Below are 25,424 nucleotides of genomic sequence, written 5' to 3' on the forward strand. Positions count from 1 at the left end.
TAGGGCACTCGATGAAACGGCCGGTCGTCACAGTGGCATTGCTGGGAATGCTGGACCCGGAGCGGCGGGTGGTGCTGTCGGCCATCACCACCCTGTCGGCCGCCAATGCCCTTCCCGCGGCGCTTGAATGGACCGAACCCGAAGATGCCGACGTCCTGGTGGTCGATATCGACCACGGTGAGACCGTCGACGTGGTCGACGCCCTGACCCAAGCCCGACCCCGTTCACTGGTGCGCTACTCGGCACAACGCGGCCCGCAGGTCGACGTGTCGCGCCCCATCCGGGTGCAGGGACTGCGCGACGCCCTGATACGGGCGGTGGACGACACCCTGGCACGTCCACTGCCGGCGCCGGCTGAAACGCCCCCGGCCCTGGCCGGGTTCCGCTACCGCGGCGTCGCCCTGCTGCAGCGGGCCGGCGCTGCCATGGCCGACACCGGTGCCGGCTCCGCCCCCGGCGAGCAGCGGTATCGCGGCAAGCCGCTGGCGCCGGAAAGCAAAACGGCCAGCGACGCGACGTCGCTGGCCGTTCAGGAACCCGCCGGCGTGCGGCGGGTCTACCGCGGCAAGGTGTACTAGACGCCGAGGCCCAGCAGGCCGCAGGCGATGTACAGCATCAGCAGCACCTGGACGATGAAGAACGTCGCACGCGCCAGCACCAGCGGGAAGCTGGTGCCCACCAGATGCACCGCAACCTGACCGACACGGGCATACAGGATGAAGGCGGCAACACTGTCGGCGACAGCCGTCTGCCCCATGGCAACCGCCACCAGCACGATGGCGGCGAACGGCGGCAGCCCTTCGAGACAGTTGAGGTGAGCGTGCTGGGCGCGGATCAGGAAGCCGGAATCGGCGACCGCATTGCCGCGGGTCCAGGCGTCAGCCTTGCGCTTGCCGAGCAGTACCAGCGGCACCCGCGGCAGCGCATAGGCCAGCGACAGAATCAGTGTAAGTGAGGCAAACCAGACTACCGCGGTCAGTGCCGTCATTGTGTTATCCCCCAGGATTGTGATTGGAGGCCATAAGGTAGCACCGACGGAACAAAGTGCGTAGTTGTTCCTCGCACTTTGCCCGCTGATGGCTCAGTTGCGGTAACCCTTCACCCGCACCTTGAAGCTGGTGGCCGGCCCGGGCGTCGGTGCCGTCTTGGTTTTCAGCTCATAGCCCGGCGGATCGAGCTCCAGATCCAGCTTGTGGAACAGGCGCGCCATCGATAGCGCGATCTGCACCTCCGCCAGGCTCTTGCCGAGGCAGGTGTGCGGCCCGCGGCCGTAGGGCGAGTAGGCGCCAGGCTTGAGGTGCTCCGCGCGGCCCTTGGCGTAGCGGTCGATGTCGAACTTGAACGGCTCGGGATAGCACTCTTCCATGAAGTGCGGCACCGAGGTGCCGACGTAGATCATCTCGCCCTCGCGCACCTGGCAGCCCTCGAACACGAAGTCCTTGGTGGCGGTGCGCATCTGCGCCACCGCGATCGGGTACAGGCGCATGGTCTCCATGATCGCCCCCTGCAGCGAGGGGATGCGCTGCATCAGATGGTCTTCGCTGATCTCGCCGTCGGCAAACAGAGCGTCCACCTCGGCCAGCACCCGCTGCTTCACTTCGGGGTGCTTGAGCACGGTGTAGACGATGGCGGAGGTGGTGTTGGCAACCGTGTCCAGCCCAGCCACGTAGGGGCCGGTAATGGTCACGATGAGATCGCTTTCCGGCATCACCTCGGGGTGCTTGACGTGCGCCTCCATGATGTCGTCGATGAGGTTTTTCTCGTCGTCGGGGCGTTCACCGCTTTCGTTGTAGCGCTTGCGCCAGTCATCGATCATCGACTGACCCAGCTCGATGACCCGTGCCTTGGCCTTCTTGTATTCCGGGCGCTGCAGCAGGATCTTCGGCCGTTGCCGGGTCACCAGAACGTTGAGGATGTAGAGAATGGCGGTGCGAATGTCGCTGACGTATTCCAGCGGCGCGGCGCCGGTAAGGATGCTGCCCAGCTGATCGGTAACCATGTACTGCATGGCCGGCAGCACGAACACCGACTCGCCGACTGGCCAATCGCGCTCGAAGCAACGATCGGTGATGCGGACCAGCTCGTTGTAGCGCCCCTTGATCGATTCCTTGGAGTAGCCCCGACGCATGACGTCGCGCAACTCCTTGTGGCTCTCACCATCTTCGCCGGTGAGAATGCGCTTGGCGCCGTATTCGTTCACCAGGCCTTCCCAGAACTCCTTCGATCGGAGGCTGTCACGACCCTCGCGGGTACCCATGAAGGTGGCCGCCTCGATGCCGCTGATCACCGTGTAGGACTTGCCCAGCACCGAAATCTTGCAGACCGGCCCGTACTTGCGATAGCAATTGACGAAGAACTGGGTCGGGTCACGCGCCATTTCCAGCGTGTTGCCCAACAGTGGCAGACCGCGAACGCGGGGGGGTTCCTTGGCGGGGGGCGCTTCGATGACAGCACTCATGATGTGACAGACCCTTGGCAGGCAAACCGGTGATCGCCGGAGCATAGCGGCCTGCTGGCCCGACAAACTCATGCAATCGGGCGAGATCGCAGTATTCAGCTCGAGCGCTACACTGCGCCACCGAAGCTGCCGACAGTCGCCGGGCAGCCCCTGAAGAATGCTGCGAGAACCCCCTATTCATGACAGTCTCCCTTGGCCCCCGCGTACCCCGCCGTGGCAACGCGTTTTCGCGCTGGCTCGCCGGCAGCGTGCTGCGGCTGGCCGGCTGGCAGATCGAGGGCGAGATTCCCGACCTGCCCAAGCTGGTGCTGATCGGGGCACCGCATACCACCAATCTCGACGGCTTCTTCGGCATCGCCACCCTCATTGCGCTGGGGCTTGATGCCACCACCATGATCAAGGACAGCGCGTTCCGAGGCCCGCTGGGCGTGTTCCTGCGCTGGGCCGGGGCGATTCCGGTATTCCGCAGCCAGGCCCGCGGCGTCGTCGAGCAGAGTATCGATGCCTTTCGCAGCCGGCCGCGCATGGTGCTGCTGATCGCGCCGGAAGGCACCCGCAAGGCTGCCGGTGACTGGAAACGGGGTTTCCACCATATCGCGCGGGCCGCCGGCGTCCCTATCGTGCCGGCGGCCATCAACTACCGCAGCCGACGCATTCTGTTGGGACCACCACTGACCCCCGGGCTCGATCTCGAACAGGATCTCGAACAGCTCTGGACATTCTTCGCCCGCGAGGGGTATCCCCACCACAGCGGGCGGTTGTCGCGCCCGCTGGCAGAGCGGATGGGCCTGCCGTGGCAGGATGGCCGCGACAACTGACGCCGGCATCAACGCTGACGTACCCTCTTTCTCCCCTTACCGTGAGACCCGCATGAGTACCCAGGTCGACGCTGCCCTCAACCTGATTGCCGGCACCCTGCGCGGCTGGCGTGGCGCTGCCAGCTTCGCCCCGGCGCGGCAGTCCCCCGAACAACCACTCAAGCTCTACGACATCGAGGCCTGCCCCTACTGCCGACTGGTGCGGGAAGTGCTGTCGGAGCTCGACCTCGACGTCATGATCCTGCCCTGCCCCAAGGGTGGCAGTCGCTATCGCGACGAGGCCACTGCACTGGCGGGCCGCGCGCAGTTCCCGCTGCTGGTGGACGACAACACCGGCGCGGTGCTGCTCGAGAGCGCCGACATCATCGCCTACCTCGGCAAGACCTACGGCCGCGGTGCACGCCGCAGCAGCCCGGTGCGTCGGGGCTTCGATGTCTCGACCGCGCAGCTGGCCTCAGCGCTGCAGTGGCGCCCGGGCGGCTTGCGCGGGATGACTGCAGAACCGGCGGCCGTGCCGGATCAGCCCCTGATCCTGTTCAGTTTTGAAGCCAGTCCCTATTCCAAACCGGTCCGCGCGCGCCTCTGTGAACTGCAGCTGCCCTACCTACTGCGCAACACCGCCAAGGGCACCTGGACCGACATGGGACCGCCGCTGTTCCGCGACCGCCTGTTCAAGGCGCCGCAAGGCACCACCCGCAATCGCCGCTGGCTGGCCGAACACACCGGCCAGGTCCAGGTGCCCTACCTGATCGATCCCAACACCGGCGCGGCGATGTATGAAAGCCAGGCCATCCTCGACTATCTCAACCAGACCTACGCGCGCTGATGCGCTTTCCAGGAGTATTTGCATGATTGGCTACACCGTCCTCGGTACCAACGATCTTCCCCGCGCCGTCGGCTTCTATGACGCCCTGTTGGCAGAATTCGGCGCCAAACGGGCGATGGACCTGCCCCGCGGTCATATCTGGGCCACCGGCCCCGGCAAGCCCATGTTCGGGGTCATGACCCCGTTCGACGGCGGTACCGCGACCGCCGGTAACGGCACCATGGTGGCCCTGCCGGCGGCCGACCGCAGCCAGGTCGACCGGGTTCACGCCCGTGCCCTGGAACTCGGCGCAACCTGCGAAGGGCAGCCCGGCGAACGGATGCCCGGCTTCTACGGCGCCTACTTCCGCGACCCCGACGGCAACAAGCTCGCCTGTTTCATCATGGGGTGATGTCGGACGACGCCCCCCGCTGTCGCGTCTATCGCTGCAGCCGACAGCCCGAGATGTATCTCTATCTCCGGCAGGACCTCACGGATGAGACCCTGCCGGAGACGCTGCGTGCCCGGGTGGGCCAGCTGACCGAAGTGATGACCCTGACACTGACACCGGAGCGGCGCCTGGCGCGGGTCGATCCGGCGCGGCTGCGCGCCGCCCTGGCTGCGCCCGGCTACTACCTGCAGCTGCCGCCGGGGGGGATCGTCGCCACCCGGCTTTACGCCGGTGACTGACGCCACTGCCTCACGCTGACGGCCGCCGAGGGTATTCTTGGAGTCTTCCCGACACCGGCACCGCACTCATGATCGTCGTCCATCACCTTGAACACTCGCGTTCGCAACGCGTCCTCTGGCTGCTTGAAGAGCTCGGCGTCGACTATGAGGTGAAGCGCTACGCCCGCCACCCGAAGACCATGCTGGCGCCACCGGAACTCAAGGCCGTGCATCCCCTTGGCAAGTCGCCGGTAATCACCGACGGCGACGCCACCGTGGCCGAGACCGGAGCGATCATCGAGTACCTGATCGACGCTCACGACAGCGCCGGGGCACTGCGGCCTGCGGCGGGATCCGCAGCCTTCGCCGACTATCGCTACTGGCTCCACTACGGCGAAGGCTCATTGATGCCGCTGCTGGTGATGAAACTGATCTTCGGCAGCATTCCGCCGAAGACCCCCGCCCTGATCCGGCCGATCGCGAAAGCCATCGTCGGCACGGTGGGCAAGCAGTTCCTCGACCCCAACCTGGGCACCCACCTCGGTTTTATCGAGAACACGCTGCAGGGGCGCCAGTGGTTCGCGGGCGACCAGCTCAGTGGCGCCGACATTCTGATGAGTTTTCCGCTCGAAGCCGCAGGCACCCGCGCCGGCGGCAGCTATCCGGCCATCCGCGCCTATGTCGAACGGCTGCAGTCGCGCCCCGCCTATCGCAAGGCGCTGGAGCGCGGTGGCCCCTACCGCCTGCTGGGCTGAGCGTTGGCGCCCGTCTTCGCCCCACCCGCGGAGCTTCGGCACGTCGAAGCCAACGGTTTGCGCCTGGCCTGGGACAGCTTCGGCAACCCCGCCGATCCGGCTGTGCTGTTGATCATGGGCCTGTCCTGCCAACTGGTGCACTGGCCTCGCAGCCTGTGCCAGCAGCTGGCCGATGCCGGGCTCTATGTCGTGCGATTCGACAATCGGGACATGGGCGCTTCGACCCGGCTCAGCGAGGCGGGCACGCCCGATATCGTCCGCACCTATTTGCGCAGCCGCCTCGGCCTGCGAGTACAGGTGCCTTACCGGCTCGACGACCTGGCCAACGACACCCTCGGCCTGATGGATGCCCTGCAGTTGCAGGACGCGCATGTGGTCGGCCTGTCGATGGGCGGCATGGTGGCGCAGATCATGGCGGCCCGGGCGCCGCAGCGTGTCCGCGCGCTCACGCTGATGATGACCACCAGCGGCGCCCGCGGCGTGCCGGGCCCCAGCCTGCGCATTCGTCGACGGATGATTCAACGTCCGGCCGGCCGTGACCGCGACAGCCTGATTGCCCACAGCATGGCAACCTGGCGCGTGATTGGCAGCCCCGCCTATCCGGCACCGGAGCCCGAGTTGCGCTCGATGGTCGAGACCGCCTTCGAGCGCGGCTTTCATGCCGCGGGCAGCCTGCGACAGATGGCCGCCATCGTCGCCTCAGGCAGCCGCGCCAGCTTGCTGCCGAAGATCGCCGCGCCAACCCAGGTGCTGCACGGCGAGGCCGACCCGCTGGTGCCGCTGGCGGCCGGCCATGATCTGGCACGCCGTATCCCCGGGGCCAGGCTGATCACCTTCCCGGGCATGGGACATGACTTGCCCAGCCCCCTTCTGCCGACCATCGCCAACCGATTGATCGCCCACGACCCGGCCCTGGCGCCGGTCGCCAATGCCGCCTGACCCGGAGCTCCGCATGCCACGCCCCACCGACCTCCATTTCACCAGCCAGGGCCTGCGCTGCGCCGGCACCCTGATGCGCCCACCGAGGGTCAAACGCCCCCCGCTGATCATCATGGCGCACGGTTTCGCCGCCGAGCGCGGCTTCCGGTTGCCGGCCTTCGCCGAGCGTTTCGTCGCCATCGGATTCGCAGTGTTCCTGTTCGACTACCGCAACTTTGGCGGCAGTGAGGGCGAGCCCCGTCACTGGGTCGATCCCTGGCGCCACCATGAAGACTGGCGGGCGGCGCTCGCCTTCATGCAGGCACGCGATGACATCGACCGCGAGCGCATCGTACTGTGGGGCTCGTCATTCTCCGGCGGCCACGTCTTGCAGATCGCGTCGGAACGCCCGCGCATCGCGGCGGTCATCAGCCAGGTGCCCCATGTCGACGGCCTTGCCACGCTGCGGCAGATGCCACTGAAACAGGTCATCAAGGGCACGGTGGCCGGCGTTCGCGACACCCTCGGCCGCCTCGTCGGACGCCCCCACTATGTGCCGGTGGTCGGGCGCCCCGGCAGTTTTGCCGCCATGACCACGCCGGAAACCTACGACGGCTGGTTTGCCATCGTCCCCGAGGACAGCCAGTGGCAGAACCGCGTCCTCGGTCGCGCCTTCCTCGGAGTACCGCTGTATAGCCCGATCCGTCGCGCACACCGGATCGAGGTTCCGACGCTGATCATCGCCGGCAGCGACGACAGCATTACGCCACCGGCATCCGCGCGAAAGGCCGCCGCGAAAATTCCGGATGCAGAATTTCACTGCCTGTCGACCAATCACTTCCAGCCCTACGTCGGCGAAGCGTTCGAGGTCAATATCGACCTGCAGCTCGACTTTCTGCAGCGGCGGGTGTTGAAAACACCATGAGCCATCGTCGTGTGTTCATCAGCGGTGGCGGCGCCGGCATCGGCCGTGCCGCCGCCCGGCAGTTCGCCCAGGCTGGCTGGCGTGTCGGCATCGGCGACGTCGACGCCGAAGGGCTGGCCGAAACCCGTCGCCTGATCGGCGATCACTGTGACACCTTCGCCCTTGATGTGACCCAGCCCGACCAATGGCAGGCCGCGCTGTCGACCTTCTGCGGCGACCAGGGTCTCGACCTGCTGGTGAACAATGCGGGGGTGCTCAGCGCCGGTCGCTTCGAAACCATTCCGCTGAACGCGCACAAACGGATCGTCGACATCAATGTCACCGGCGTCATCAACGGCTGCCACTGTGCACTGCCGTGGTTGCGCAAGGCGCCGGCCGGGCGGGTGATCAACCTGGCCTCCGCCTCCGCCATCTACGGCCAGCCCGACATTGCCACCTATTCCGCCAGCAAGTTTGCGGTGCGCGGCCTCACCGAGGCACTGGCCATCGAGTGGGCCGCCCACGGTATCCAGGTCAGCAGTCTGTGGCCGATCTTCGTGCGCACCGCCATGGTCGACAACGCCCCCGAGATGCGCGCCACCCGCAAGCTGGGGGTGCATCTCGGCCCCGACGACGTGGCGGCGGTGATCCTGCGTACCGCCACCACCAAACGGCCGCCGGTACATATCCCGGTGGGCCCGCAGGTCGGACTGCTGCGCGTCGCCATCGGCTGGATCCCGGATCGCCTCGCCGCCAGGCTGGTCGCCTATTTCGCTGCCTAGGGTCCGTCGCGTTGGGCGCGCGACTCGAGACACGTGGTCGACAACGAAAACGATGTCATTGCGAGCCAGCGCAGCAGGCGTGGCAATCTCGCCCGCCCGGCACTGCCCTTGGCGACGAGATCGCCGCGGGGCTACGCCCCTCGCGATGACAGCCCTTTTCCTTGTCATTGCGAGCCTGCGCAGCGGGCGTGGCAATCTTGGCCGCTCGGCAGGACCTTCAGGCGGACGCGCGGCGCGGCGATTCGGGTAGTGCCGCCAATGGGCCTTGGGTTGTGCTGCTAATGCACCTTGGTGCTGGCCATCCTGGCGAACCGTCATCTTGCTAATCCACTCCGGCCCAGCCATCCATGGCTGGTCGTTCACCCCGCCCGCGAGCAGTGCTCGCAACAACGGCTGGGTTCACCCTGGCGAACCGTCATCTTGCTAATCCACTCCGGCCCAGCCATCCATGGCTGGTCGTTCACCCCGCCAGCGAGCAGTGCTCGCAAAACGGCGGGGCTCACCTACACTACCGCCCATGGCATCCCACCCTCACCCCCACCACCACGGCGACGACCACCGCCACAACCACGGCCCGGCCTCGTCGCAGCGGCTGCTGATGGCCCTGTTTCTGACCACCGGTTTCATGACGGTCGAAGCAGTCGCCGCCTGGTGGACCGGTTCCCTGGCGCTGCTCGCCGATGCGGCCCACATGCTCACCGACTCGGCATCGCTGGCTTTGGCGCTGTTCGCCGATCGCCTGGCACGGCGTCCGGCGGATGGCCACCGCACCTACGGTTACGGCCGCGCCAAGGTACTCGCGGGCTTCGTCAACGGCCTGACCCTGCTCGCCTTGTCAGGGTGGATCACGATTGAAGCCATCCTGCGCCTGCAGGCCCCGCCGCAGATCATTGCCGGCCCCATGCTGTGGGTCGCCTGCGGAGGGCTCGGCGTCAACCTGCTCGCGTTCTGGGTGCTGCACGGCGGCCAGGAAAACGATGTCAACGTGCGCGGCGCCGCCTTGCATGTCATGGGTGATCTGCTCGGCTCGGTCGCCGCCATCAGCGCCGCCGCGGTGATCCTGCTCACCGGCTGGATGCCCATTGACCCGCTGTTGTCGCTGGTGGTGGCCGCGCTGTTGCTGCGCAGCGCCCTGCGCCTGACCCGAGAATGTGGCCATATCCTGCTGGAGGGTCGCCCGGCCGGGCTCGACCCTGCCGAGGTACGGCGACTGTTACCCGATGCCGTCCCCGGCGTGGTCGATGTGCATCACGTTCACGCCTGGTCGCTGGGCGACGATGAACCGGCGTTGACCCTGCATGTGGTCACCACTCCGGGGACCGAGCCCGACCTGCTGATCAAGGCCGTGCGCGACACCCTACAACGGCGCTTCGGCGAGCTGCACACCACCGTCCAGGTGGAATATGCCGGCTGCAGTCACCCCCCCGCATGAGCGCGCTTCCGCTCTTCGTAACCTGCCCGCGCGGCGTCGAGCCCCTGTTGCTCACCGAACTGCAGGGCCTGGGCGCCGTCGCCCTGAAGGAACGCCCGGGGGGCGTCGCCGCTGAGGCGGACCGCGAGACCGCCTACCGCATCTGCCTGTGGTCGCGGCTGGCCAGCCGCGTGCTGATGCCGCTGACCCGATTCCCGTTGACCGATGTCGACGGCCTGTATGCGGGGGCGCGGGCGGTCGACTGGCCCGACCTGTTCTCGGTGCAGCGCCGCTTTGCCATCGAAGTGGCCGGGCGCTCCGCCGCCGTCACCCATACCCACTACGCCGGGCTGAAGGTCAAGGACGCCATCGCCGACCGTTTCCGCGAGGCCTGTGGCGAACGCCCCAATGTCGACACCGACAACCCCGACATCCGGGTGCACCTGCACCTCGACCGCGATCACGCCACGCTGTCGCTGGATCTGGGCGGTGATGCCCTGCATCGACGCGGCTACCGCGCCCGGGCGCTGGAAGCCCCGCTCAAGGAAACCCTGGCGGCCGCCCTGTTGCTGCGCATGGACTGGCCCGCACGCGCGGCCGAGGGCGCGCCGCTGTGGGACCCGATGTGCGGCTCCGGCACCCTCGTCATCGAGGCGGCGCTGATGGCGGCCGATGTCGCGCCCAATGGCCAGCGCCCGCGCTTCGGCTTCGAGGCCTGGGAAGACCATATTCCTGCCGTGCTGACCCGGCTGCGCGACGAAGCCACCGCCCGCGCGCACGACGGCCGCGCCAAGTTGCCGCGACTGATTGGCAGTGACACCGACGCCCGCGGCATCCGTGTGGCACAGGACAACGCCCAGCGCGCCGGCTTTGCCGACGCGATTGAATGGCGGGTGGCCGATGCCCTGTCGGTCACCCCCGATGACCTGCCGCCGGGCGTGCTGATCACCAACCCGCCCTACGGCGAACGGCTCGCCAACGAATCCGAAATCATCAAGCTCTACTCGCTGCTGGGTGCCCACTGGGCCCGCGCCTTCGGCGGCTGGCAGGCTGGCCTGTTCACCGGCCGCCCTGACCTTGCGCCACGCATGGGGCTGCGCGCACACAGCATTCACGCGCTGTTCAACGGCGCCCTGCCCTGCAAACTGCTGCAGTTCCAGGTGCCGCAAACGCAGAGTGCCGGCGCCATCAGCGGCGGGGAGGATTTCGCCAACCGCTTCGCCAAGAACCTCAAGCATCTGCGCAAGTGGGCCGCCCGCAGCGGCGTCGCGCACTACCGCATCTACGACGCCGACCTGCCCGACTATGCGGTCGCGGTGGACCTCTACGCCACCCCGGAGCCGCGGGTACACGTGCAGGAATACGCGGCGCCCAAGACCATCGATCCGGTCAAGGCCGAGCGGCGGCTGCGGCAGGCCCTGGGGCACATCCAGCAGCAGCTCGAGCTGCCCGCCAGCCATCTGCACTACAAGGTGCGCAAGGCGCAGAAAGGGGACAGCCAGTATCAGCGGCAGGCCGATCAGGGTCGCTTCTTCACCATCGACGAACACGGTGTGAAGCTCGCCATCAACCTCGACGACTATCTCGATACCGGGGTGTTTCTCGACCACCGGCCGCTGCGCCTGCGCTTGCAGCGCGAAGCCGCCGGCAAGCGCTTCCTCAACCTGTTTTGCTACACCGGTGCCGCCACCGCGCACGCTGCGGTTGGGGGCGCTGCCAGTAGCGTGTCGGTGGACCTGTCGAATACCTACCTGGACTGGGCGCTGCGCAACCTGGCGCTCAACGGCATCCATCCGCCCGACCCGTCGCGGCGTTCCTCCGCCGACAACCCCCATCGCCTGTTTCGTGCCGACTGCCTGGCCTGGCTGCAGGAACAGGCGGAAAAAGGCCGCCCACCGCAGTTCGACCTGATCTTCTGTGACCCGCCCACCTTCTCCAACTCGAAGAAGATGGATGGCACGCTCGACATCCAGCGCGACCATGTGGGCTTTCTGCTGAATGCACTGAAACTGCTCGCCCCGGGCGGCACCTTGTACTTCTCGACCAACCGTCGCGGCTTCAAGCTCGATCCGGAGGCCTTCGCCGAGTGGCAGGTGACCGACATCACCCGCGAAACGCTGGATGAGGACTTCAAGCGTCCTCCACCTGCCCATCGCGCCTGGCAGTTCCGCGATCCCCGGCCGGTGGTCCGGCCCGTCTCCCCGTGGGGCCGCTGACACCCGCCACCCGCCATGATCGCGACGGCCGTCTGTGGTCGCCGACCTATCGGGATGTCTACGGCCCGCGTCACGGCGATCTCGGCCAGGCCGAGCAGGTATTCCTGCACGGCTGTGACCTGCCCACCGGCTGGCGCGGCCGCGATGACTTCACGGTGCTGGAAACCGGCTTCGGCACCGGCCGCAACTTCCTCTGTACCTGGGCGGCATGGCGGGACGACCCGCACCGATGTCAGCGCCTGCACTACATCGCAGCAGAGTTGCATCCGTTTGCCGCGGAAGACCTGCGTCAACTGCATGCCGACACCCCGCTGGCCGCACTCGGCGCGCGTCTGGCGGCGGTCTGGCCGATGGCGGTGGCCGGCTTTCACCGTCTGCCGCTGGACGCCGGCCTGACCCTGACCCTGTTGTTCGGGGATGCGCGCGACAGCGTGCCGCAACTCGACGCAGCGATCGACGCCTTCTACCTCGACGGTTTCGCGCCCGACCGCAACCCGGCGTTGTGGGAGCCGGCCCTGATCCAGTCACTCGCCGACCGGGCCCGGCCCGGCGCCGCCGTCGCCAGCTACTCGGTGGCCGGACCGGTGCGGGCCGCACTGGCCGCCGCCGGCTTCGCCGTGGAAAAACGCCCGGGCTATGGCCACAAGCGCGAAGCCTTGCGTGCGCGTTACAGCGGACAGGGTCTTGCGCCAACACCGGCCCCGCGAACGGCGGCGGTGGTTGGCGCGGGCGTCGCCGGCGCAGCCGTCGCCCGCGCCCTGGCGCACCAGGGGGTGGCGGTGACCGTGTTTGACCAGGCGCCGGCCATCGCCCAGGGCGCCTCGGGCAACCCGCGCGCGGCGGTGCGCCCCTGGCTCAACCGTGGTGACCCGCCCACCACCGCGCTGACCCGCAGCGCCTTCCTGCATGCGCTGGCCACCCTGCCGTCGGAGCCCCGGGCGGATTGGCAGCCCTGCGGCCTGCTGCACCTGCCCAAGGACGACCGCGACCGCGAGCGCTGGCAGGCCGCGCTGGCCGAGCAGCAACCGCCCGCCGAATTGATGCACTGGATCGACGCCGACGGCGCCAGCATCCGCTGCGGCCGCCGCGTCAGCGAAGGGGGGCTGTTCATCCCGCAGGGCGGCCACGTCGATCCCGCCGGGCGCTGTGCGGGGTGGCTGGATCATCCCGGCATCACCCTGCGGCTGCAGCATCGCATCGATGCGCTGACCGAACTCGCGGACTTCGACGTGGTGGTGCTGGCGACCGCGCACGACGTTTCCCGTCTGCTGCCCGAGCTGGCGCTGCCCCTCAGCCGGGTGCGCGGCCAGCTCAGCCTGCTGCCGGCTGGTGGCCTGCCCGGCCTGAAGACCGGCATTGCGCGGGACGGCTACGTGCTGCCGCTGGCCGACGGCGCCGCGCTGGTGGGCGCGACCTACGACCGCCATGATGATCCGCGCCCCGATCTCGACGGTCATCGCGCCAATGTCGACCGCCTGCAGGCGCTGATGGTCGATGCCCCGCCGCTGGACCCGGCCCTGCTGGTGGGCCGCGCCGCCTTCCGCGCCGTGCTGCCGGGCCGGTTGCCAGCGGTGGGGCGCCTGCCCGGTCAACCGCGCATCGCCCTCGCCACTGGCTACGCCTCGCGCGGCGTCACTTGGGCGGGGCTGTTGGGAGAGGCCTTGGCCGCACAACTGTGTGACCAGCCATCACCGTTGCCGCAGCAACTGATCCGCGCCATTCGGCCAGATCGGTTCCAGCCAGGAACGTCCTAAGACAGTCGATCGACGCGATCGAGCAACGCTGTCAAGGCTGACATCAAGACCGGAAGATCCGTCTCGATGATGCTCCACAGCGTGTCGTCGTCGATACCCAGATAAGCATGGATCAAACGGTTTCGCGTCGCGATGACCTGCCGCCACGGCACCTCAGGGCACTGGCCGCGAACCTCGGCCGGCACATGCGTAGCGGCCTCGCCGATCAGTTCCAGATTGCGCAGCGTGGCGTCGTAAATCATCGCGTTCTCGACGAAGGTCGCCTGCGTCAGACCGCGGGTGTATCGACGGGCCTTCTCCGCAAAATCCAGCATGTCGGTGATGTAGAACCGCCACTCGCGTGTCATCAGCGTTCAGACGCGAATCGCGTCCTGCTCCACGAAAGGTCTCAATTCGGGCCGCAGTGCTTTCTCGCTCACGAGGTCAACCGGTCGCCCCAGCAGATCTTCCAGATAGAACTGCAGGCCGAAATACCGTTTCGATGTCGCGGGGCCATCAAAGCGCACCAGCACATCAATATCGCTCTGCGGCGTCAACGTATCCCGCGCAAACGAGCCGAATAGCGCCAGGCCCTCCACGCCGAAGGCTTCGGCCAGGTAGGCGCGACGCTCGCGCAGGCAAGACAGTGTCTGAGCTCGGTTCAACATACAAACATTGTTGCCCGCGGCCGGTCACTTGTGAAGTGAACGCTACGACGCCGCCCGCAGTCGCTGCGGCCGGGCACCGTGCCAGATGCTTTTGGCAGCGTAACCGAGGAACACCCTGAGCCCCGACACCTCCGGCTGCGGCGGCAGACCACGGCCGATGCGGTGCAGCTGGCGGGTGTACCAGACCACCTCCATGATCGCCATGCGGTCCACCATGGGGATGCGGGTGCGGATGGGGCGCACGTGATACCGAGGCGCCTGCCCGGCCAGCAAGCGTTTCGGAAGGTCGGTTTCAAGCGCCAGTCCGCGCGCCAGGCCCACCATGTCGACAGCCCCACTGTGAATGGCTTGCGCCATGCCCTCTGCGCTGCGGAAGCCGCCGGTGACCACCAGCGGTACGGTGGTGGCCTCGCGGGCCTTGGCGGCGAAGTCGATGAAGTAGGCCTCGCGGGCGCGGGTGCTGTCTTTCTGCTTGATACCGGTCATCGCCGGCGCCTCATAGGTGCCCCCGGAAATCTCCACCAGATCGATACCGGCCGCGGTCAGCGCGCGGATGGTGTCCAGCGACTCGTCCTCGGTAAAACCACCCCGCTGGAAATCCGCGGAGTTGAGCTTGATGCCGATGGGAAACGCCGGACCCACGCGGCGACGAATTTCGGTCAGCACGGCCAACACGAAACGGCGACGCTTCTCCGGCGTGCCACCCCAGTCATCCTCGCGCCGGTTGTGGTGCGGGCTGAGGAACTGGCTCACCAGATAGCCGTGGGCGCCGTGGATCTGCACGCCCGTGAAGCCGGCGGCCTGGGCCTGCGCGGCGGCTTCGCCGAAGCGGCGGATGAGGTCGTGGATTTCGTCTTCGCGCAGTGCACGCGGGGTGGCGAACAGCGCCGCCATGTCCTTCTTGAAGGGCACCGCCGAGGGTGACACGGTCTCGCGGTTGAGCCCCTTGGGGCACTGCTTGCCCGGATGGTTGAGCTGCATCCACAACGCCGTGCCATTGCGCGTGCCGGCCTCGGCCCAGGCGCGCAGCGTAGCGAGATGGCGATCGTCCTCGATCACCACATTGCCCGGCTCGCCGAGGGCACGCGCGTCAATCATCACGTTGCCGGTGATGCACAGGCCGATACCACCGTCGGCCCAGGCGCCATACAAGCGCGACAGCGCCATGCCCGGTGCCGCCGTGCGGTGGTCGCCCAGCGCTTCGCTCATCGCCGATTTCAGCAGGCGGTTCTTGACCGTCACCCCGCAGGGCAGGGTCAGTGGGGCAGACAGAATTTCAACAGCGGACATGAAAACTCCCGATAAATCGAACGACATCACGGCCCGGCGCCGAAGACCGGGCCCGCGTGCATAGGGCGGCAGGCGCGCATGATGCCGTTCCCGACGCGCCGCTGCACTGATAGGGTCCGTTCATGATCGACACCCTGGACACGCTGGTCATTCCCTTCCGCGCCGAAGGCCGCTGGCTGCTGGGCGTGGCGCTGGGCTTCATCGTGTTCGCCGTGGCACTCCACCTCGACCGGCGGGACCTGGTGCAACTGCGGCGCCAACCACGCGCAGCCGTGCTGGGGCTGGCCGGGCAATGGCTGCTGCTGCCCCTGCTGACCGTGGGACTGATCGCGCTGCTGTCGCCGCCGCCCGGTATCGCTGCGGGCATGCTGCTGGTGGCGGCCTGCCCGGGCGGCAGCATGTCCAACTATTTCTGCCTGCAGGCGCGGGGCAATGTGCTGCTGTCGGTGGCACTCACCACCGTCTCCACCGCCCTGGCGGCGCTGACCCTGCCGCTCATCTTCAGCGTGGGCACCACCCTGCTGCCAGCGCTGGCCAGCACCACCGACATCCCGCGGGTGGCCTTTCTGCCGCTGCTGCGCGACCTCGCCGTGATTCTGCTGATGCCGCTGCTGCTGGGGCTGCTGGTGCAGAGCCGCCTGCCCTTGGCGGCGCGACGGATGCGCCGCCCCTTGCGTCGCAGCGCCGGTGCGCTGCTGGTGCTGTTCATCGCGCTGGCGCTGCTCGACCAGCGGACCACCCTGATGGCGCTGGGCGGGCAGCTGCTGCCGCTGCTGGGACTGGTGGTCCTGCACAACGGTCTGGCGCTGGCGGGCGGTTATGGCCTCGGCGCCCTCGGCGGCTTGGCCGAGGCGGAGCGGCGCACCCTGGCGCTGGAAACCGGCCTGCAGAATGCCGGTCTCGGCCTGGTGGTGGCCTTCACCCATTTCGGCGGCGCTGGCGGCATGGTGGTGGTGGTGTCGCTATGGGGGATCTGGCACCTGATCTCGGGTGCCCTCGTATCATGGGCCTGGGCGCGCAGACGCCCCCCGCCTGAGGAGACCTGACATGCTGCCGTACAAGACATCCATTCCCGGCGGCGCCCGCGAGCGTCTGCCGCTGCAGATCGAACCGCAGGGCGACGCCTCGGCCGACGGGCTGACCACGTGGTTGCACGACCATCGCCATCAGGTCCAGGACCTGCTCCGTGCCCATGGTGCCCTGCGCTTCCATGGTTTCGGCATCCACGACGCTGCCGCCTTTGAAGCGGTGGCCCGCGGGGTCGACGACGATCTGAAGAACGAGTATCTCGGCACCAGCCCGCGCGACGCGATGACCGACTACGTGTTCTCCGCCAGCGAACTGCCGGGTTACTACCCCATCCCGCAGCACTGCGAGATGACCTTCACCCGCACGCCGCCCAATCGCATCTTCTTCTGGTGCGACATCGCCCCCAGGGCCGGCAGCGGCGAAACCCCGCTGGTGGACTTCCGCCGGGTATGGAGCGATCTCGACGACGGCGTGCGCGAGCGCTTCGCCCGCAACGGCCTGCGCATCATCCGCAACTACAGCGGCCCCGGCACCACCAACCGCGACCTGTTCCAGCTCAAGCGCTGGGACGAGATGTTCCGCACCGAAGACCGCGACGAGGTCAACCGCATGGCGCGCCGCGAGGGGTTCACGCCGATCTGGAAAGACGGTGACCGCCTGGCGCTGGTGAGCGAGCACGAAGCCACCCGCAACCATCCGGAAACCGGCGAACCCACCTGGTTCAACCATGCCCAGGTGTTTCACCTGTCCACCGGCTCGGCCGAGCTGAAGCGCGTGTTTCGCCACCGCCCCAGTGCCCGTGGCCTGTTCTGGTGGCTGGCCGCCAGCCTGCTCACCGCCCGCAAGCGCAAGGTTCCGTCAGAGGAACAGGCCATGCACTGCACCTACCGCGACGGCCACGAGATCCCCGACGCCGACCTGGAGCACCTGCGCGACATCATCTGGCGCAACCTGGTGGTACTGCCCTGGTCCCGCGGCGATGTGGTCGCCATCGACAACCACGCCGTCGGCCACGGCCGCCTGCCCTACAAGGGGCCGCGGCGGGTGGCAGTGTGTTGGGCGTAGGGCGCAAGCCCTCGCCGTCACCAGATCGTCGTCACCTCGGGTAGCTGCTTCAGCGCCCCATCGTTGGTCACCAGCGTGAGCCCTTCGAGCACAGCCTGTGCGGCCAGCATGCGGTCGAATGGGTCACGATGGTCGCTGACCATGCCACCCGCCAGCAGCGCATGTCGCTGCTCAATGGGCAGGGGCAGGAATCCGTTGGCCACAACGACTTCGGCATATCGGCTCATCAAGCCCGGGATGCCGGTCAACTTTCCAATGCGGTGTTTGGTGGCGACCTCCCAGGCACTGACGGCACTGACATACGTCGGAATTTCCCCGTCGAGCAACAAGGCCTGCACTTTCGATGAAAGCCTCGGGTCATTCGTCATCCACCACAGCAGCGTATGGGTATCCAGCAGCAGCCTCACCGGCCCTCCCAGGCGGTCAGCTCCTCATCCGGCAAGGCGTCGAAGAACGCATCATCCAGTCGCCCCTGCAGATGCCCCGGCTGGCGAACACCTGGCGCCTCCGCAAGCGGTACGAGCCGCGCATAGGGCTTCCCCGCCTTGGAGAGGATGATCTCCTTGCCCGCATGCGCCTGCTCCAGCAAGCGGGAGAAGTGGGTTTTGGCATCGTGAACGTTGACGGTCTCGGACATGTCGCAGCTCATGTGGACTAATGTGCGGACTAATATAACCCGAGCCGCACGAGCCCCGCAGTGTTGAGCGCAGAGCGACCGTCTAAGCCGCCGCCACCCGCGCCTTGAGCAAGGCATGTGCCTTGGTCAGGTGCTGCTCCACCATCCGCGTCGACAGCCCCACCTCGTCCGCCACCTCGCGCGTGCCCTTGCCCTCCAGGCGCCGCAGCACGAACATCTGCCGCGGTCGGTCCGGGAGTGACTGCACGGCACCGAGGAAGCATTCGATGCGCTCGCTGTCGGCCAGCACCGCATCCGGTTCATCGTCATGGTCCGCGATGAGGTCGACGTCATCGAGATCCACCATCGGCCGCATCGCCTGCTGTCGCAGGTGACTGGCCGCCAGGTTCATCGCCACCCGGAACAGCAGAAAGCGTAACGACTCCGGGCTATGGCCTTCGTAGCGCAGCAACCGAAGGAAGGCTTCCTGCGCCAGATCGGCCGCGTCTTCCGGGTTGCCGACGCGGCGTTGCAGCATGTGGATAACGGCATCGCGGTGCAGACGATAGGTGGCCTCGATAGCCGATGCCCGCTTCATTGTCATCGCAAGGGGCGCAGTCCTTCCCTCTGTCATCGCGAGCGGCACAGTCCTTCCCTCTGTCATCGCGAGCGGCACAGTCCTTCCCTCTGTCATCGCGAGCGGCACAGTCCTTTCCTCTGTCATCGCGAGGGGCGCAGCCCCGTGGCGATCTCGTGGTCGCGGCACAACGCTCCCCGGACGAGATTGCCGCGCCTGCTGCGCAGGCTCGCAATGACAAACGGCGGAGTGCCGAGTGCCGCGTGATGCGTACTGAGAGTGGCTGTGGCTTCTACTCGGCACTCGGCACTCAGAACTCAGCACTCTCTTGTGCACTCGACCCTCATCACTCAGCACTCCGGTGTGCACTTGGCACTCATCACTCGGCACTGTCTCGTACTCACCAGCGATACCGGAACCCGGCCGAGCCGCCGAGGCTGCTGTAGTCGTCGCCGAAGCTGCCGGAGACCGACAGGATGGCGGCCACGTTGCCCGGCAGGTCGGACAGCACCACGCTGCCGTCGACATCGACGAAGCCGCCGTCCAGGGTGTTGCTGACGGTAGGCGACAGCGGGCCGATGTTGTCCATCGCCAGCCGCGATTCGCCGTCGAACTCTTCGACGTAGCGCACCGTCAGGCCCAGATCCATCCGCGGGACGATGACGGCCAGGCCTTCGGCGGCCAGCCGTGCGCCGAGGCTGCCGCGCAGGCTCACCGGGTCCTCGTAGCGCAGGTCGATGCCCTGGCGGTTGGGGTCGGGGTCCTGGGGCGCCACGCGCATGTCATCGATGGCCACGGAGACCCAGCTGAGGCCCGCCAGCGGCTCAATGACAACCGGGCCGGCCTGCCAGCCGCGCCAGCCGGCGTTGAGGTCCACCCCCAGGGACTGCACCTCACCGCTGACGAAGCCGCCCACGGTATCGAAGCCCAGCGCCGGGATGTCGATGTCGGCCTCAAGGAAGTGGGCGTTGACCAGGGCATCGATGAAGAAGCCGCCCTGCACATAGCCGCCGTAGGCCCCCACCACCATGCCCTCCAGATTGGCGGCGTTGGGCGAGGCCTCAAACGCCAGGTCGGCACTGCCGTAGCCGATCATGCCGCCCACCATCCAGGCACGGTCGCCGTCGGCGCCGAGCACGAAGTCGCGTCCCAGCAGGATGGAAGTCAGCTCCAGTTCGTGGTCGTTGACGAAGTCATAGGTGCTGCTGCCGGCCACTTCGCGGCCGAGGGCCTCGCGGTCGGCATTGACGCGGCTGCTGTGGGCCCAGGCATTGCCCTCCATCGCCCCACCCGCCGACAAGGCTTCCCGGATGTCGCTCTGCCGCTGCAACGGCGTGCGGCTGGTGTCCCGCCACAGCGACTGCGCGGCATGGCCCAGCAAGGGCAGCTGGTGGGCGGACTGGCTGGGCAGGCCGTAGAGCCGGTGCTGCTGGGTGTCGGCATCGTAAGTCAGCGGAAAGAAGAACATCCCCTTGTCGACGACGCCGCCGTTGGAAGACGAATAGCTGCTGGAGCTCGGGTCGATGACGAAGTGCCCGGGCGCGCTGACGCCGCCGGCGACATCCACCAGGGTGATGCCGTCGGGGATATAGGCCCCGCGATCACCCGGCACCAGGTCGTTGATGACCACCGTGGTCCGCCCCTCGGTGGCACCGCCCTTGATGTTCACACAGTCGGCCGCCGGCAGGTCGCCGCTGTCGGGGTCGCGCAGGCTGGCATCGCAACCGGCCTGTCCCGTGGTCGAGTTGAGGTTGACATCGACGAACAGGCGGCTGCCCGCCAGGCCGTTGAAGGTGGCGCCTTCCAGGGTGAGGATGTCGTCCGGCCAGAAGTCGGTGGTGGGCGCCAGACCCGTATTACTGGCCAAACTGAACCGCCCCAGATAGATATCGCCGGCGTTGTGGAGGACGTCGAGATTCACCAGGCGAAGCTCCCCTTCCCGACGGACCTGGACTTCCTCAATCAGCAAGGCTCCGCCCGGATACTGCGAGGCGCCAACGACGATCGTCCCGTCATTGTCGATCCGGTTCTGGCCGCCGCCAAAATCGATGAGGTCGGGCGCGTCCACCGCGATTGAAGGGAAGGCACCAGTGCCACCCACCGTCAACTGGGTGTGCAGAAAGCCCCCCGCGTCGATGCGTACCAGGCTGTCGCCGCCGGACATGACACTGTTGCCCGTGGCCTGCCAACGGTTGCCGGCGCGAATCACCACCGTGTCGCGGCCAGTGATGCCCGAGAAATCGACCGTCCCAACCAGCGCGGGATTACTGGAGAAGTAACTGGAGTCATTGGGACCGATTGGCAGCTGGGTACTCGCGAGGTCCAAGATCAGACCATTGCCCGCCAGATTCATGGCCTCGGCCTGCAGGGTCGCTCCCGGGGCAACGCCAGACGGCACCACCTCTGCAGCGAATGTGATCACGATGTCGCCACTCCCGGAGTCGATGCTCAAGGGATTTCCGACGCTCAGCGTTCGCAGCGATACCGCAATGTCACCAGACTGGGTCTGCAGGTTGACGCCACCGCTGCCCGAGACGCGGCCGCGCGACATGTCGATGTCCAGGTTGGCCGCGCCCGTGGCCGTCACGTTGAGTCCCTGGCTGCCGACATTGAGGCCAACCGTTGCACTGTTGGGCACCGTGGTCAGACTGAAATCGACGCTTGTGTTGTAGGTGACGCCGGTGGCGGTGAAGTTGCCGCCGGCGGGGCAGGTGACGATGGGGCCGGGGCCGCATTCGTCGTCGGCATGGGCCGGTGCCGGGGCGGTGATCAGCCCGACCCCGGCACTCAGCAGCAGCCCGGTGGCACAGGCGCCCCTGGTCAGCATTCCCCTCATGATCTGCACTCCCTGATCCGGATGGTTACCGCGGCTCGCATGGATGTTGTAAGGATGGACGCGCATGTCAGAACTCCTTGCGGATGCTGAGGCCGACCAGGCGCGGGTCGAGCGTGAACACATTGGTGGTCAAACCACTGTCGTCGGAGTTGAGGAAGGTGCCGGTGATGGGGGATTCATCAAAGGCGTTTTTGACATAGCCCTCCAGCGTCAGCCCGATGCGGTCACTGCTGACCCAGAACGAGAAGTTGGTATTGGTCCAGGCGCGCAGGCGGTCGTACTCGGTGTTGTAGACCCGGGCATAGGACTCGTCCTGCCAGTAGTGGTCCACCCGCGCGGTGGCGCGCCAGTCACGGACGATGTCAAAGCTGTACTGCGCGCCCAGGGCCACCGTGAACTGCGGGGCATTGGGCAGCTCGTTACCGCCCAGGTCCTTGACGAAGCCCTGGGCGCTGTTGGGCGCCATGGTGCGGTAGTCGTAACGGATAATGGTGCGGGCATTGTTGGGTCCATACTGATCGAGTCCGTCCGGCCCCAGTCCTTGCCCGGTGGGTCCGCCCCCGGGGCACAGCGACAACAGGCCACCGGACTGAACCGGATCGACCACGGCGGCGATGTGCTCGACAATGATTTTCGGCACCACACAGTTGGAGCTGTTGGTGACAAAGGGCTTGGCCACCAGCCACTCGTCGATGGTGGTGTAGCTGTCGATCACCCGGTCGCCGTCGTCATTGGTGTACTCGATGGTGAGCGGCTCATCGAAGCTGAAGCTGCGGTTGCCGCCGTCGGTGCGGTCCATCAAATCCAATGACTGCTCGCCGTCGGCGATGCGGGTCTGCAGAAAGCCGATGGCGGCGTTGAACTGCAGGTTCACCGAGGGTGCGACGACGGACTCCAGCTCCAGGCCCCAGACCTGGGCATCGAAGTTCTCGTTGGCGGCCGAGCGGTCAACAATCTTGGAGACCTGGTAGCCGGTGTAGTCATAGAAGAAGGCCGCGGCGTTGAGGATGAGCCCGCCACCGAACAGCATGTTCTTGGTGCCCAGCTCAAAGGCGTTGACGTACTCGGGCTGGAACACCAGCGGTGCCACCACGCCGCCGCTGTTCAATTGATTGAACAGGCCGGCCGGTGGCGCGATGGTGGGCGGGTTGGCGCCACCGCCCTTGTAGCCGCGCGAGTAGGAGGCGTACACCAGGGTCTCGTCAGTGAATGAGAGGAAGGGCTTCCAGTCCACCACGATGCGACCGGTGGGTTCGCGCCACTCCTGGACGATGTCCGGGCTTGCCACAAAGCCAATACCGCCCGGCGCATTGCCGGCCACCCGGCACAGGGCGGCGTCGGCACTTCCCGTTTGCAGGCAGGCCTCGGGGCCATCGCCCTCCTTGATGACCGCCAGCTCGCGATAATCGAACAGCAGCAGCTGGCTGGGCAGCGGGGTGAAGACCTTGCGGTCCCAGGTCATGCGCAGGCCGGCGGTCACCTTGACGGTGTCGGTGGCCTGCCAGTAGGCCTCGCCGAACAGGCCGCTGGAGGTCAGCTCATAGGGGTTGGCGCTGAGGAAGAAGTTGTGGCCCTCCGGGTTGCGTGCCACTTCCTGCAGCGGCTTGGGGTCCACCGAAATACAGCGCGTGCCGTCGAAATTGCACCCGCTGGCGGGCGGCTGATGACTGTCGTAATTGAAGGGAAAGAAGTGGCTGAGCAGGGTCAGTGCGTTGGCAAAGACGAAATAGTCGTTCTTGGTTTTGAAGCGGGTGAAATTGGCGCCAAGGCTGAAGTTCCAGTCACCCGAGAAGCTCGACACCAGGCGAAACTCCTGGTTGTACTGGGTGCTGGTGCTTTGCGAGATGTCCTGGGCGATCAGCAGATTGGAGCAGCCCAACTGCGGATCACAGAACTCGCCGCCGGCCAGCACCGAGGCACCCGGATACCCGCCGCGCGCCTCGGCGCTGCAGTCAACGAACAACAGCGGAAACCCCGGGAACGGCGGGTTGGCACCACAGGCGTTGTTGGCATCGTTGAAGATGGGGAAGGACTGGAAGCGGTTGTAGTCCTGGGTGGTGAACAGCTCGTCCTCGACATAGACGGTTTGTGAGGAGAACAGCAGCGCATCGGTCCAGTCGAAATCAAAGCTGAACTCCACCACATCGGCACGCGCCTGGTAGACCGGCTTCAATGCCGAGGAGATGGTGCGCAGATCCCGCGACTGCCCGCGCAGGCGATAGGGATCGGGGTTGCAGAGATTGATTGGCGTGACGAATTCAAACTGTGCCTCCGCGGCGCAAGGCGCTTCGCCCGCCCATTCCGGCACGGTGCCCGGCCAGACAAAGTTGTTGGGGGGCACATAGGGATTACCGCCCAGTGAGAAGCTGTTGAACAGCGTCCCACCGAACAGCGGGCCGATAAACAGGCCACTGACGAAGGGCAGCGAGGCGCCGTTGGGGGTGCCGTAAGCGCCATGGGCGGCACCGGCCGGATCATCGGGCTCCAGCCCGGGCTCGCCGCGGTCATACAGCGAGCCGGCGGCACAGCCCTGGGAGAAGGCGGCCAGGAAGAAGGGGTTGAAGCCGGTAAAGTCGATGTCCACCGGGCCAGGGTCGTAGTGACACAGCTGCTTGGAGGTGCGGACGCGCTCGTCGTCCTCCTCGAAGCGCTCCCAGATCAGGTTGGCGCGAAAGCGGTCGCTGGGCTGCCAGCCCAGGGACAGACGGCCGGTCCAGAGATCGCGGTTGTCGACATCGCTGCCGTCAAATTCGTTGAAGCCAAAGCCATCGCGCTTGGTGAGGGCGTAGGCGGCGCGCACCGCCACTTCATCGCCGATGGGCACGTTGACATGGCCGCGCAGGCGCTGCGCCTGGTAGTTGCCGATTTCCATTTTCAGATCGGCGGCCCAGACGCCCATTTCCGGCTTGTTGGTGATGACGTTGATCACACCCGAGGTGGCGTTGCGCCCGAACAGGGTGCCCTGGGGGCCGCGCAGCACTTCCACCCGCTCGATGTCGAGATACTCCTGCTCGAACAGGCGGTTCACGATCAGCGTGGTGTTGTTCATGCTCACCGCGACACCGGGATCGGTGGTGGCCGACACCGCCTGGGTGCCGATACCGCGAATCTGGAAGTTGTAGCCGGTGAAGTTGGTTTTGCTGAAGGTGACGTTGGGCACGCCTTTCAGCAGATCGAAACCGCCTTCAATTTTCTGCGCATCGAGCTGTTCCATGGAGAAGGCGCTGATGGCAATCGGCACATCCTGCAGCCGCTCGGCCTTCTTCTGGCCGGTGACGATGATTTCCTCCACGCCCGCGCGGCGGGCACTGGCGACATCGGTCGGCGCGGGCGCGCTTTGGGTGGTGGGGGGCGGTGCGATGCGACGCACCACGAGGGCGTTGTCGCCGACCATGGCGGCTTCCAGGCCGGAGCCGGCGAGGAGTGCATCCAGCGCCTGCTGCAAGGTGTACTCGCCCTGCAGCGCGGGTGCGGTGCGGCCGTCGACAAGATCACTGGAATAGGCGATCTGCAGGTCGTTGAGGCTGGCGACCGCATCCAGTGCGCTGCCGAGATCACTGCCGGCGTCGATCTGGTAGGCCTGCGTCTGCGACAGGGTGAAGGCGGTGGCGTCCGCTTCCATTGCGCCATCCTGTGCCATGACAACGGGGCTGACCGCCCACCCGATGCCTGCAATGATGGCCCATAGGGCGCGGCGCGCCGGTTGCCGGCGTGGCGTTCGACTCATTGGCGTTTCTCCTTCCTTAGCACTCTTGGCCAAGGCCCCGTAGGGCACTCCCGTTTGGCCGTTGTGCAGCTATAACGGATGGACGGGGGTGGCACCCTTAGTCGGATTTGGCGCCGGGGCGCCTGGGGCGCCGGGAATCGAGAATCG

The 25,424-nt window shown here is 66.8% G+C and carries 24 protein-coding genes; 14 read left to right on the forward strand and 10 right to left on the reverse strand.

Going from position 1 to position 25,424, the window contains the following annotated elements:
* Positions 1 to 11: 11 nt before the first annotated feature.
* Positions 12 to 578, forward strand: a complete 567-nt coding sequence (locus JN531_RS01055; protein WP_228347001.1) for a hypothetical protein — start codon at positions 12 to 14, stop codon at positions 576 to 578.
* Here the strand turns inward: JN531_RS01055 and JN531_RS01060 are convergent.
* Together JN531_RS01060 and JN531_RS01065 are read right to left on the reverse strand one after the other, a co-directional pair.
* On the reverse strand, positions 575 to 988 hold the full coding sequence (locus JN531_RS01060; protein ID WP_228347002.1) for an MAPEG family protein: 414 nt from the start codon (positions 986 to 988) through the stop codon (positions 575 to 577). The genes JN531_RS01055 and JN531_RS01060 overlap by 4 nt on opposite strands.
* Positions 989 to 1,081: 93 nt before the next feature.
* Complete coding sequence (locus JN531_RS01065; RefSeq protein ID WP_228347003.1) at positions 1,082 to 2,458, reverse strand: cytochrome P450; 1,377 nt, start codon at positions 2,456 to 2,458, stop codon at positions 1,082 to 1,084.
* Positions 2,459 to 2,637: 179 nt separating this feature from the next.
* On the opposite strand from JN531_RS01065, the gene JN531_RS01070 reads away from it, so the two are divergent.
* From JN531_RS01070 to mnmC, 11 genes are all read left to right on the forward strand, one after another.
* Positions 2,638 to 3,276, forward strand: coding sequence for a 1-acyl-sn-glycerol-3-phosphate acyltransferase (locus tag JN531_RS01070; RefSeq protein ID WP_228347004.1), 639 nt, complete (start codon positions 2,638 to 2,640; stop codon positions 3,274 to 3,276).
* A gap of 52 nt (positions 3,277 to 3,328) precedes the next feature.
* Positions 3,329 to 4,102 (forward strand): glutathione S-transferase N-terminal domain-containing protein, encoded by a 774-nt coding sequence (locus tag JN531_RS01075; protein WP_228347005.1) that lies wholly within the window; start codon positions 3,329 to 3,331, stop codon positions 4,100 to 4,102.
* Positions 4,103 to 4,124: 22 nt separating this feature from the next.
* Positions 4,125 to 4,493, forward strand: a complete 369-nt coding sequence (locus tag JN531_RS01080) for a VOC family protein (protein WP_228347006.1) — start codon at positions 4,125 to 4,127, stop codon at positions 4,491 to 4,493.
* Positions 4,493 to 4,771: a YcgL domain-containing protein gene (locus JN531_RS01085; protein WP_228347007.1), complete on the forward strand. Its 279-nt coding sequence runs from the start codon at positions 4,493 to 4,495 to the stop codon at positions 4,769 to 4,771. Before JN531_RS01080 ends, JN531_RS01085 begins: the two co-directional genes overlap by 1 nt.
* A 68-nt stretch (positions 4,772 to 4,839) precedes the next feature.
* Positions 4,840 to 5,505 (forward strand): glutathione S-transferase, encoded by a 666-nt coding sequence (locus tag JN531_RS01090; protein ID WP_228347008.1) that lies wholly within the window; start codon positions 4,840 to 4,842, stop codon positions 5,503 to 5,505.
* A gap of 57 nt (positions 5,506 to 5,562) precedes the next feature.
* Positions 5,563 to 6,444, forward strand: a complete 882-nt coding sequence (locus tag JN531_RS01095) for an alpha/beta fold hydrolase (RefSeq protein WP_228347009.1) — start codon at positions 5,563 to 5,565, stop codon at positions 6,442 to 6,444.
* Positions 6,445 to 6,457: 13 nt separating this feature from the next.
* Positions 6,458 to 7,348, forward strand: coding sequence for an alpha/beta hydrolase (locus JN531_RS01100; protein ID WP_228347010.1), 891 nt, complete (start codon positions 6,458 to 6,460; stop codon positions 7,346 to 7,348).
* Positions 7,345 to 8,109 (forward strand): SDR family oxidoreductase, encoded by a 765-nt coding sequence (locus JN531_RS01105; RefSeq protein WP_228347011.1) that lies wholly within the window; start codon positions 7,345 to 7,347, stop codon positions 8,107 to 8,109. Before JN531_RS01100 ends, JN531_RS01105 begins: the two co-directional genes overlap by 4 nt.
* A 517-nt stretch (positions 8,110 to 8,626) precedes the next feature.
* Positions 8,627 to 9,541: a cation diffusion facilitator family transporter gene (locus JN531_RS01110; RefSeq protein WP_228347012.1), complete on the forward strand. Its 915-nt coding sequence runs from the start codon at positions 8,627 to 8,629 to the stop codon at positions 9,539 to 9,541.
* On the forward strand, positions 9,538 to 11,736 hold the full coding sequence (gene rlmKL / locus JN531_RS01115; protein ID WP_228347013.1) for a bifunctional 23S rRNA (guanine(2069)-N(7))-methyltransferase RlmK/23S rRNA (guanine(2445)-N(2))-methyltransferase RlmL: 2,199 nt from the start codon (positions 9,538 to 9,540) through the stop codon (positions 11,734 to 11,736). The genes JN531_RS01110 and rlmKL overlap by 4 nt, the downstream gene beginning before the upstream one ends.
* Positions 11,724 to 13,490: a bifunctional tRNA (5-methylaminomethyl-2-thiouridine)(34)-methyltransferase MnmC2/FAD-dependent 5-carboxymethylaminomethyl-2-thiouridine(34) oxidoreductase MnmC1 gene (gene mnmC / locus JN531_RS01120; RefSeq protein WP_228347014.1), complete on the forward strand. Its 1,767-nt coding sequence runs from the start codon at positions 11,724 to 11,726 to the stop codon at positions 13,488 to 13,490. The genes rlmKL and mnmC overlap by 13 nt, the downstream gene beginning before the upstream one ends.
* Here the strand turns inward: mnmC and JN531_RS01125 are convergent.
* The 3 genes from JN531_RS01125 to JN531_RS01135 are packed head-to-tail and all read right to left on the reverse strand — an operon-like array spanning position 13,487 to position 15,427.
* The gene (locus JN531_RS01125) at positions 13,487 to 13,837 is read right to left on the reverse strand and encodes a HepT-like ribonuclease domain-containing protein (RefSeq protein ID WP_228347015.1); all 351 of its coding nucleotides are present in this window, start codon (positions 13,835 to 13,837) and stop codon (positions 13,487 to 13,489) included. The two genes, mnmC and JN531_RS01125, sit on opposite strands and share 4 nt — an antisense overlap.
* 6 nt (positions 13,838 to 13,843) lie before the next feature.
* Positions 13,844 to 14,137: a nucleotidyltransferase family protein gene (locus JN531_RS01130; RefSeq protein ID WP_228347016.1), complete on the reverse strand. Its 294-nt coding sequence runs from the start codon at positions 14,135 to 14,137 to the stop codon at positions 13,844 to 13,846.
* Between the two features lie 42 nt (positions 14,138 to 14,179).
* Positions 14,180 to 15,427 carry an NADH:flavin oxidoreductase/NADH oxidase family protein gene (locus JN531_RS01135; protein ID WP_228347017.1) on the reverse strand — a complete coding sequence of 416 codons (1,248 nt, stop codon included), beginning with the start codon at positions 15,425 to 15,427 and terminating at the stop codon, positions 14,180 to 14,182.
* Between the two features lie 122 nt (positions 15,428 to 15,549).
* On the opposite strand from JN531_RS01135, the gene JN531_RS01140 reads away from it, so the two are divergent.
* A complete protein-coding gene (locus JN531_RS01140) occupies positions 15,550 to 16,473 on the forward strand; it encodes a bile acid:sodium symporter family protein (RefSeq protein WP_228347018.1) in 924 nt (307 codons plus the stop codon).
* A gap of 1 nt (position 16,474) precedes the next feature.
* Complete coding sequence (locus tag JN531_RS01145) at positions 16,475 to 17,521, forward strand: TauD/TfdA family dioxygenase (protein WP_228347019.1); 1,047 nt, start codon at positions 16,475 to 16,477, stop codon at positions 17,519 to 17,521.
* 17 nt (positions 17,522 to 17,538) lie between these two features.
* Here JN531_RS01145 and JN531_RS01150 read toward each other — a convergent pair whose 3' ends face one another.
* The 5 genes from JN531_RS01150 to JN531_RS01170 form a co-directional block, all read right to left on the reverse strand.
* Entirely contained in the window at positions 17,539 to 17,928 is a 390-nt protein-coding gene (locus JN531_RS01150; protein ID WP_228347020.1) for a type II toxin-antitoxin system VapC family toxin, read from the reverse strand.
* The gene (locus JN531_RS01155; protein ID WP_228347021.1) at positions 17,925 to 18,158 is read right to left on the reverse strand and encodes a type II toxin-antitoxin system Phd/YefM family antitoxin; all 234 of its coding nucleotides are present in this window, start codon (positions 18,156 to 18,158) and stop codon (positions 17,925 to 17,927) included. The genes JN531_RS01150 and JN531_RS01155 overlap by 4 nt, the downstream gene beginning before the upstream one ends.
* An 82-nt stretch (positions 18,159 to 18,240) precedes the next feature.
* On the reverse strand, positions 18,241 to 18,735 hold the full coding sequence (locus JN531_RS01160; protein ID WP_228347022.1) for an RNA polymerase sigma factor: 495 nt from the start codon (positions 18,733 to 18,735) through the stop codon (positions 18,241 to 18,243).
* 379 nt (positions 18,736 to 19,114) lie between these two features.
* The gene (locus JN531_RS01165) at positions 19,115 to 21,550 is read right to left on the reverse strand and encodes an autotransporter outer membrane beta-barrel domain-containing protein (RefSeq protein ID WP_228347023.1); all 2,436 of its coding nucleotides are present in this window, start codon (positions 21,548 to 21,550) and stop codon (positions 19,115 to 19,117) included.
* 67 nt (positions 21,551 to 21,617) lie between these two features.
* Positions 21,618 to 25,277, reverse strand: coding sequence for a TonB-dependent receptor (locus JN531_RS01170; protein ID WP_228347024.1), 3,660 nt, complete (start codon positions 25,275 to 25,277; stop codon positions 21,618 to 21,620).
* Between the last annotated feature and the right edge of the window lie 147 nt (positions 25,278 to 25,424).

This window comes from Flagellatimonas centrodinii (assembly GCF_016918765.2).
Taxonomy (GTDB): domain Bacteria; phylum Pseudomonadota; class Gammaproteobacteria; order Nevskiales; family Nevskiaceae; genus Polycyclovorans; species Polycyclovorans centrodinii.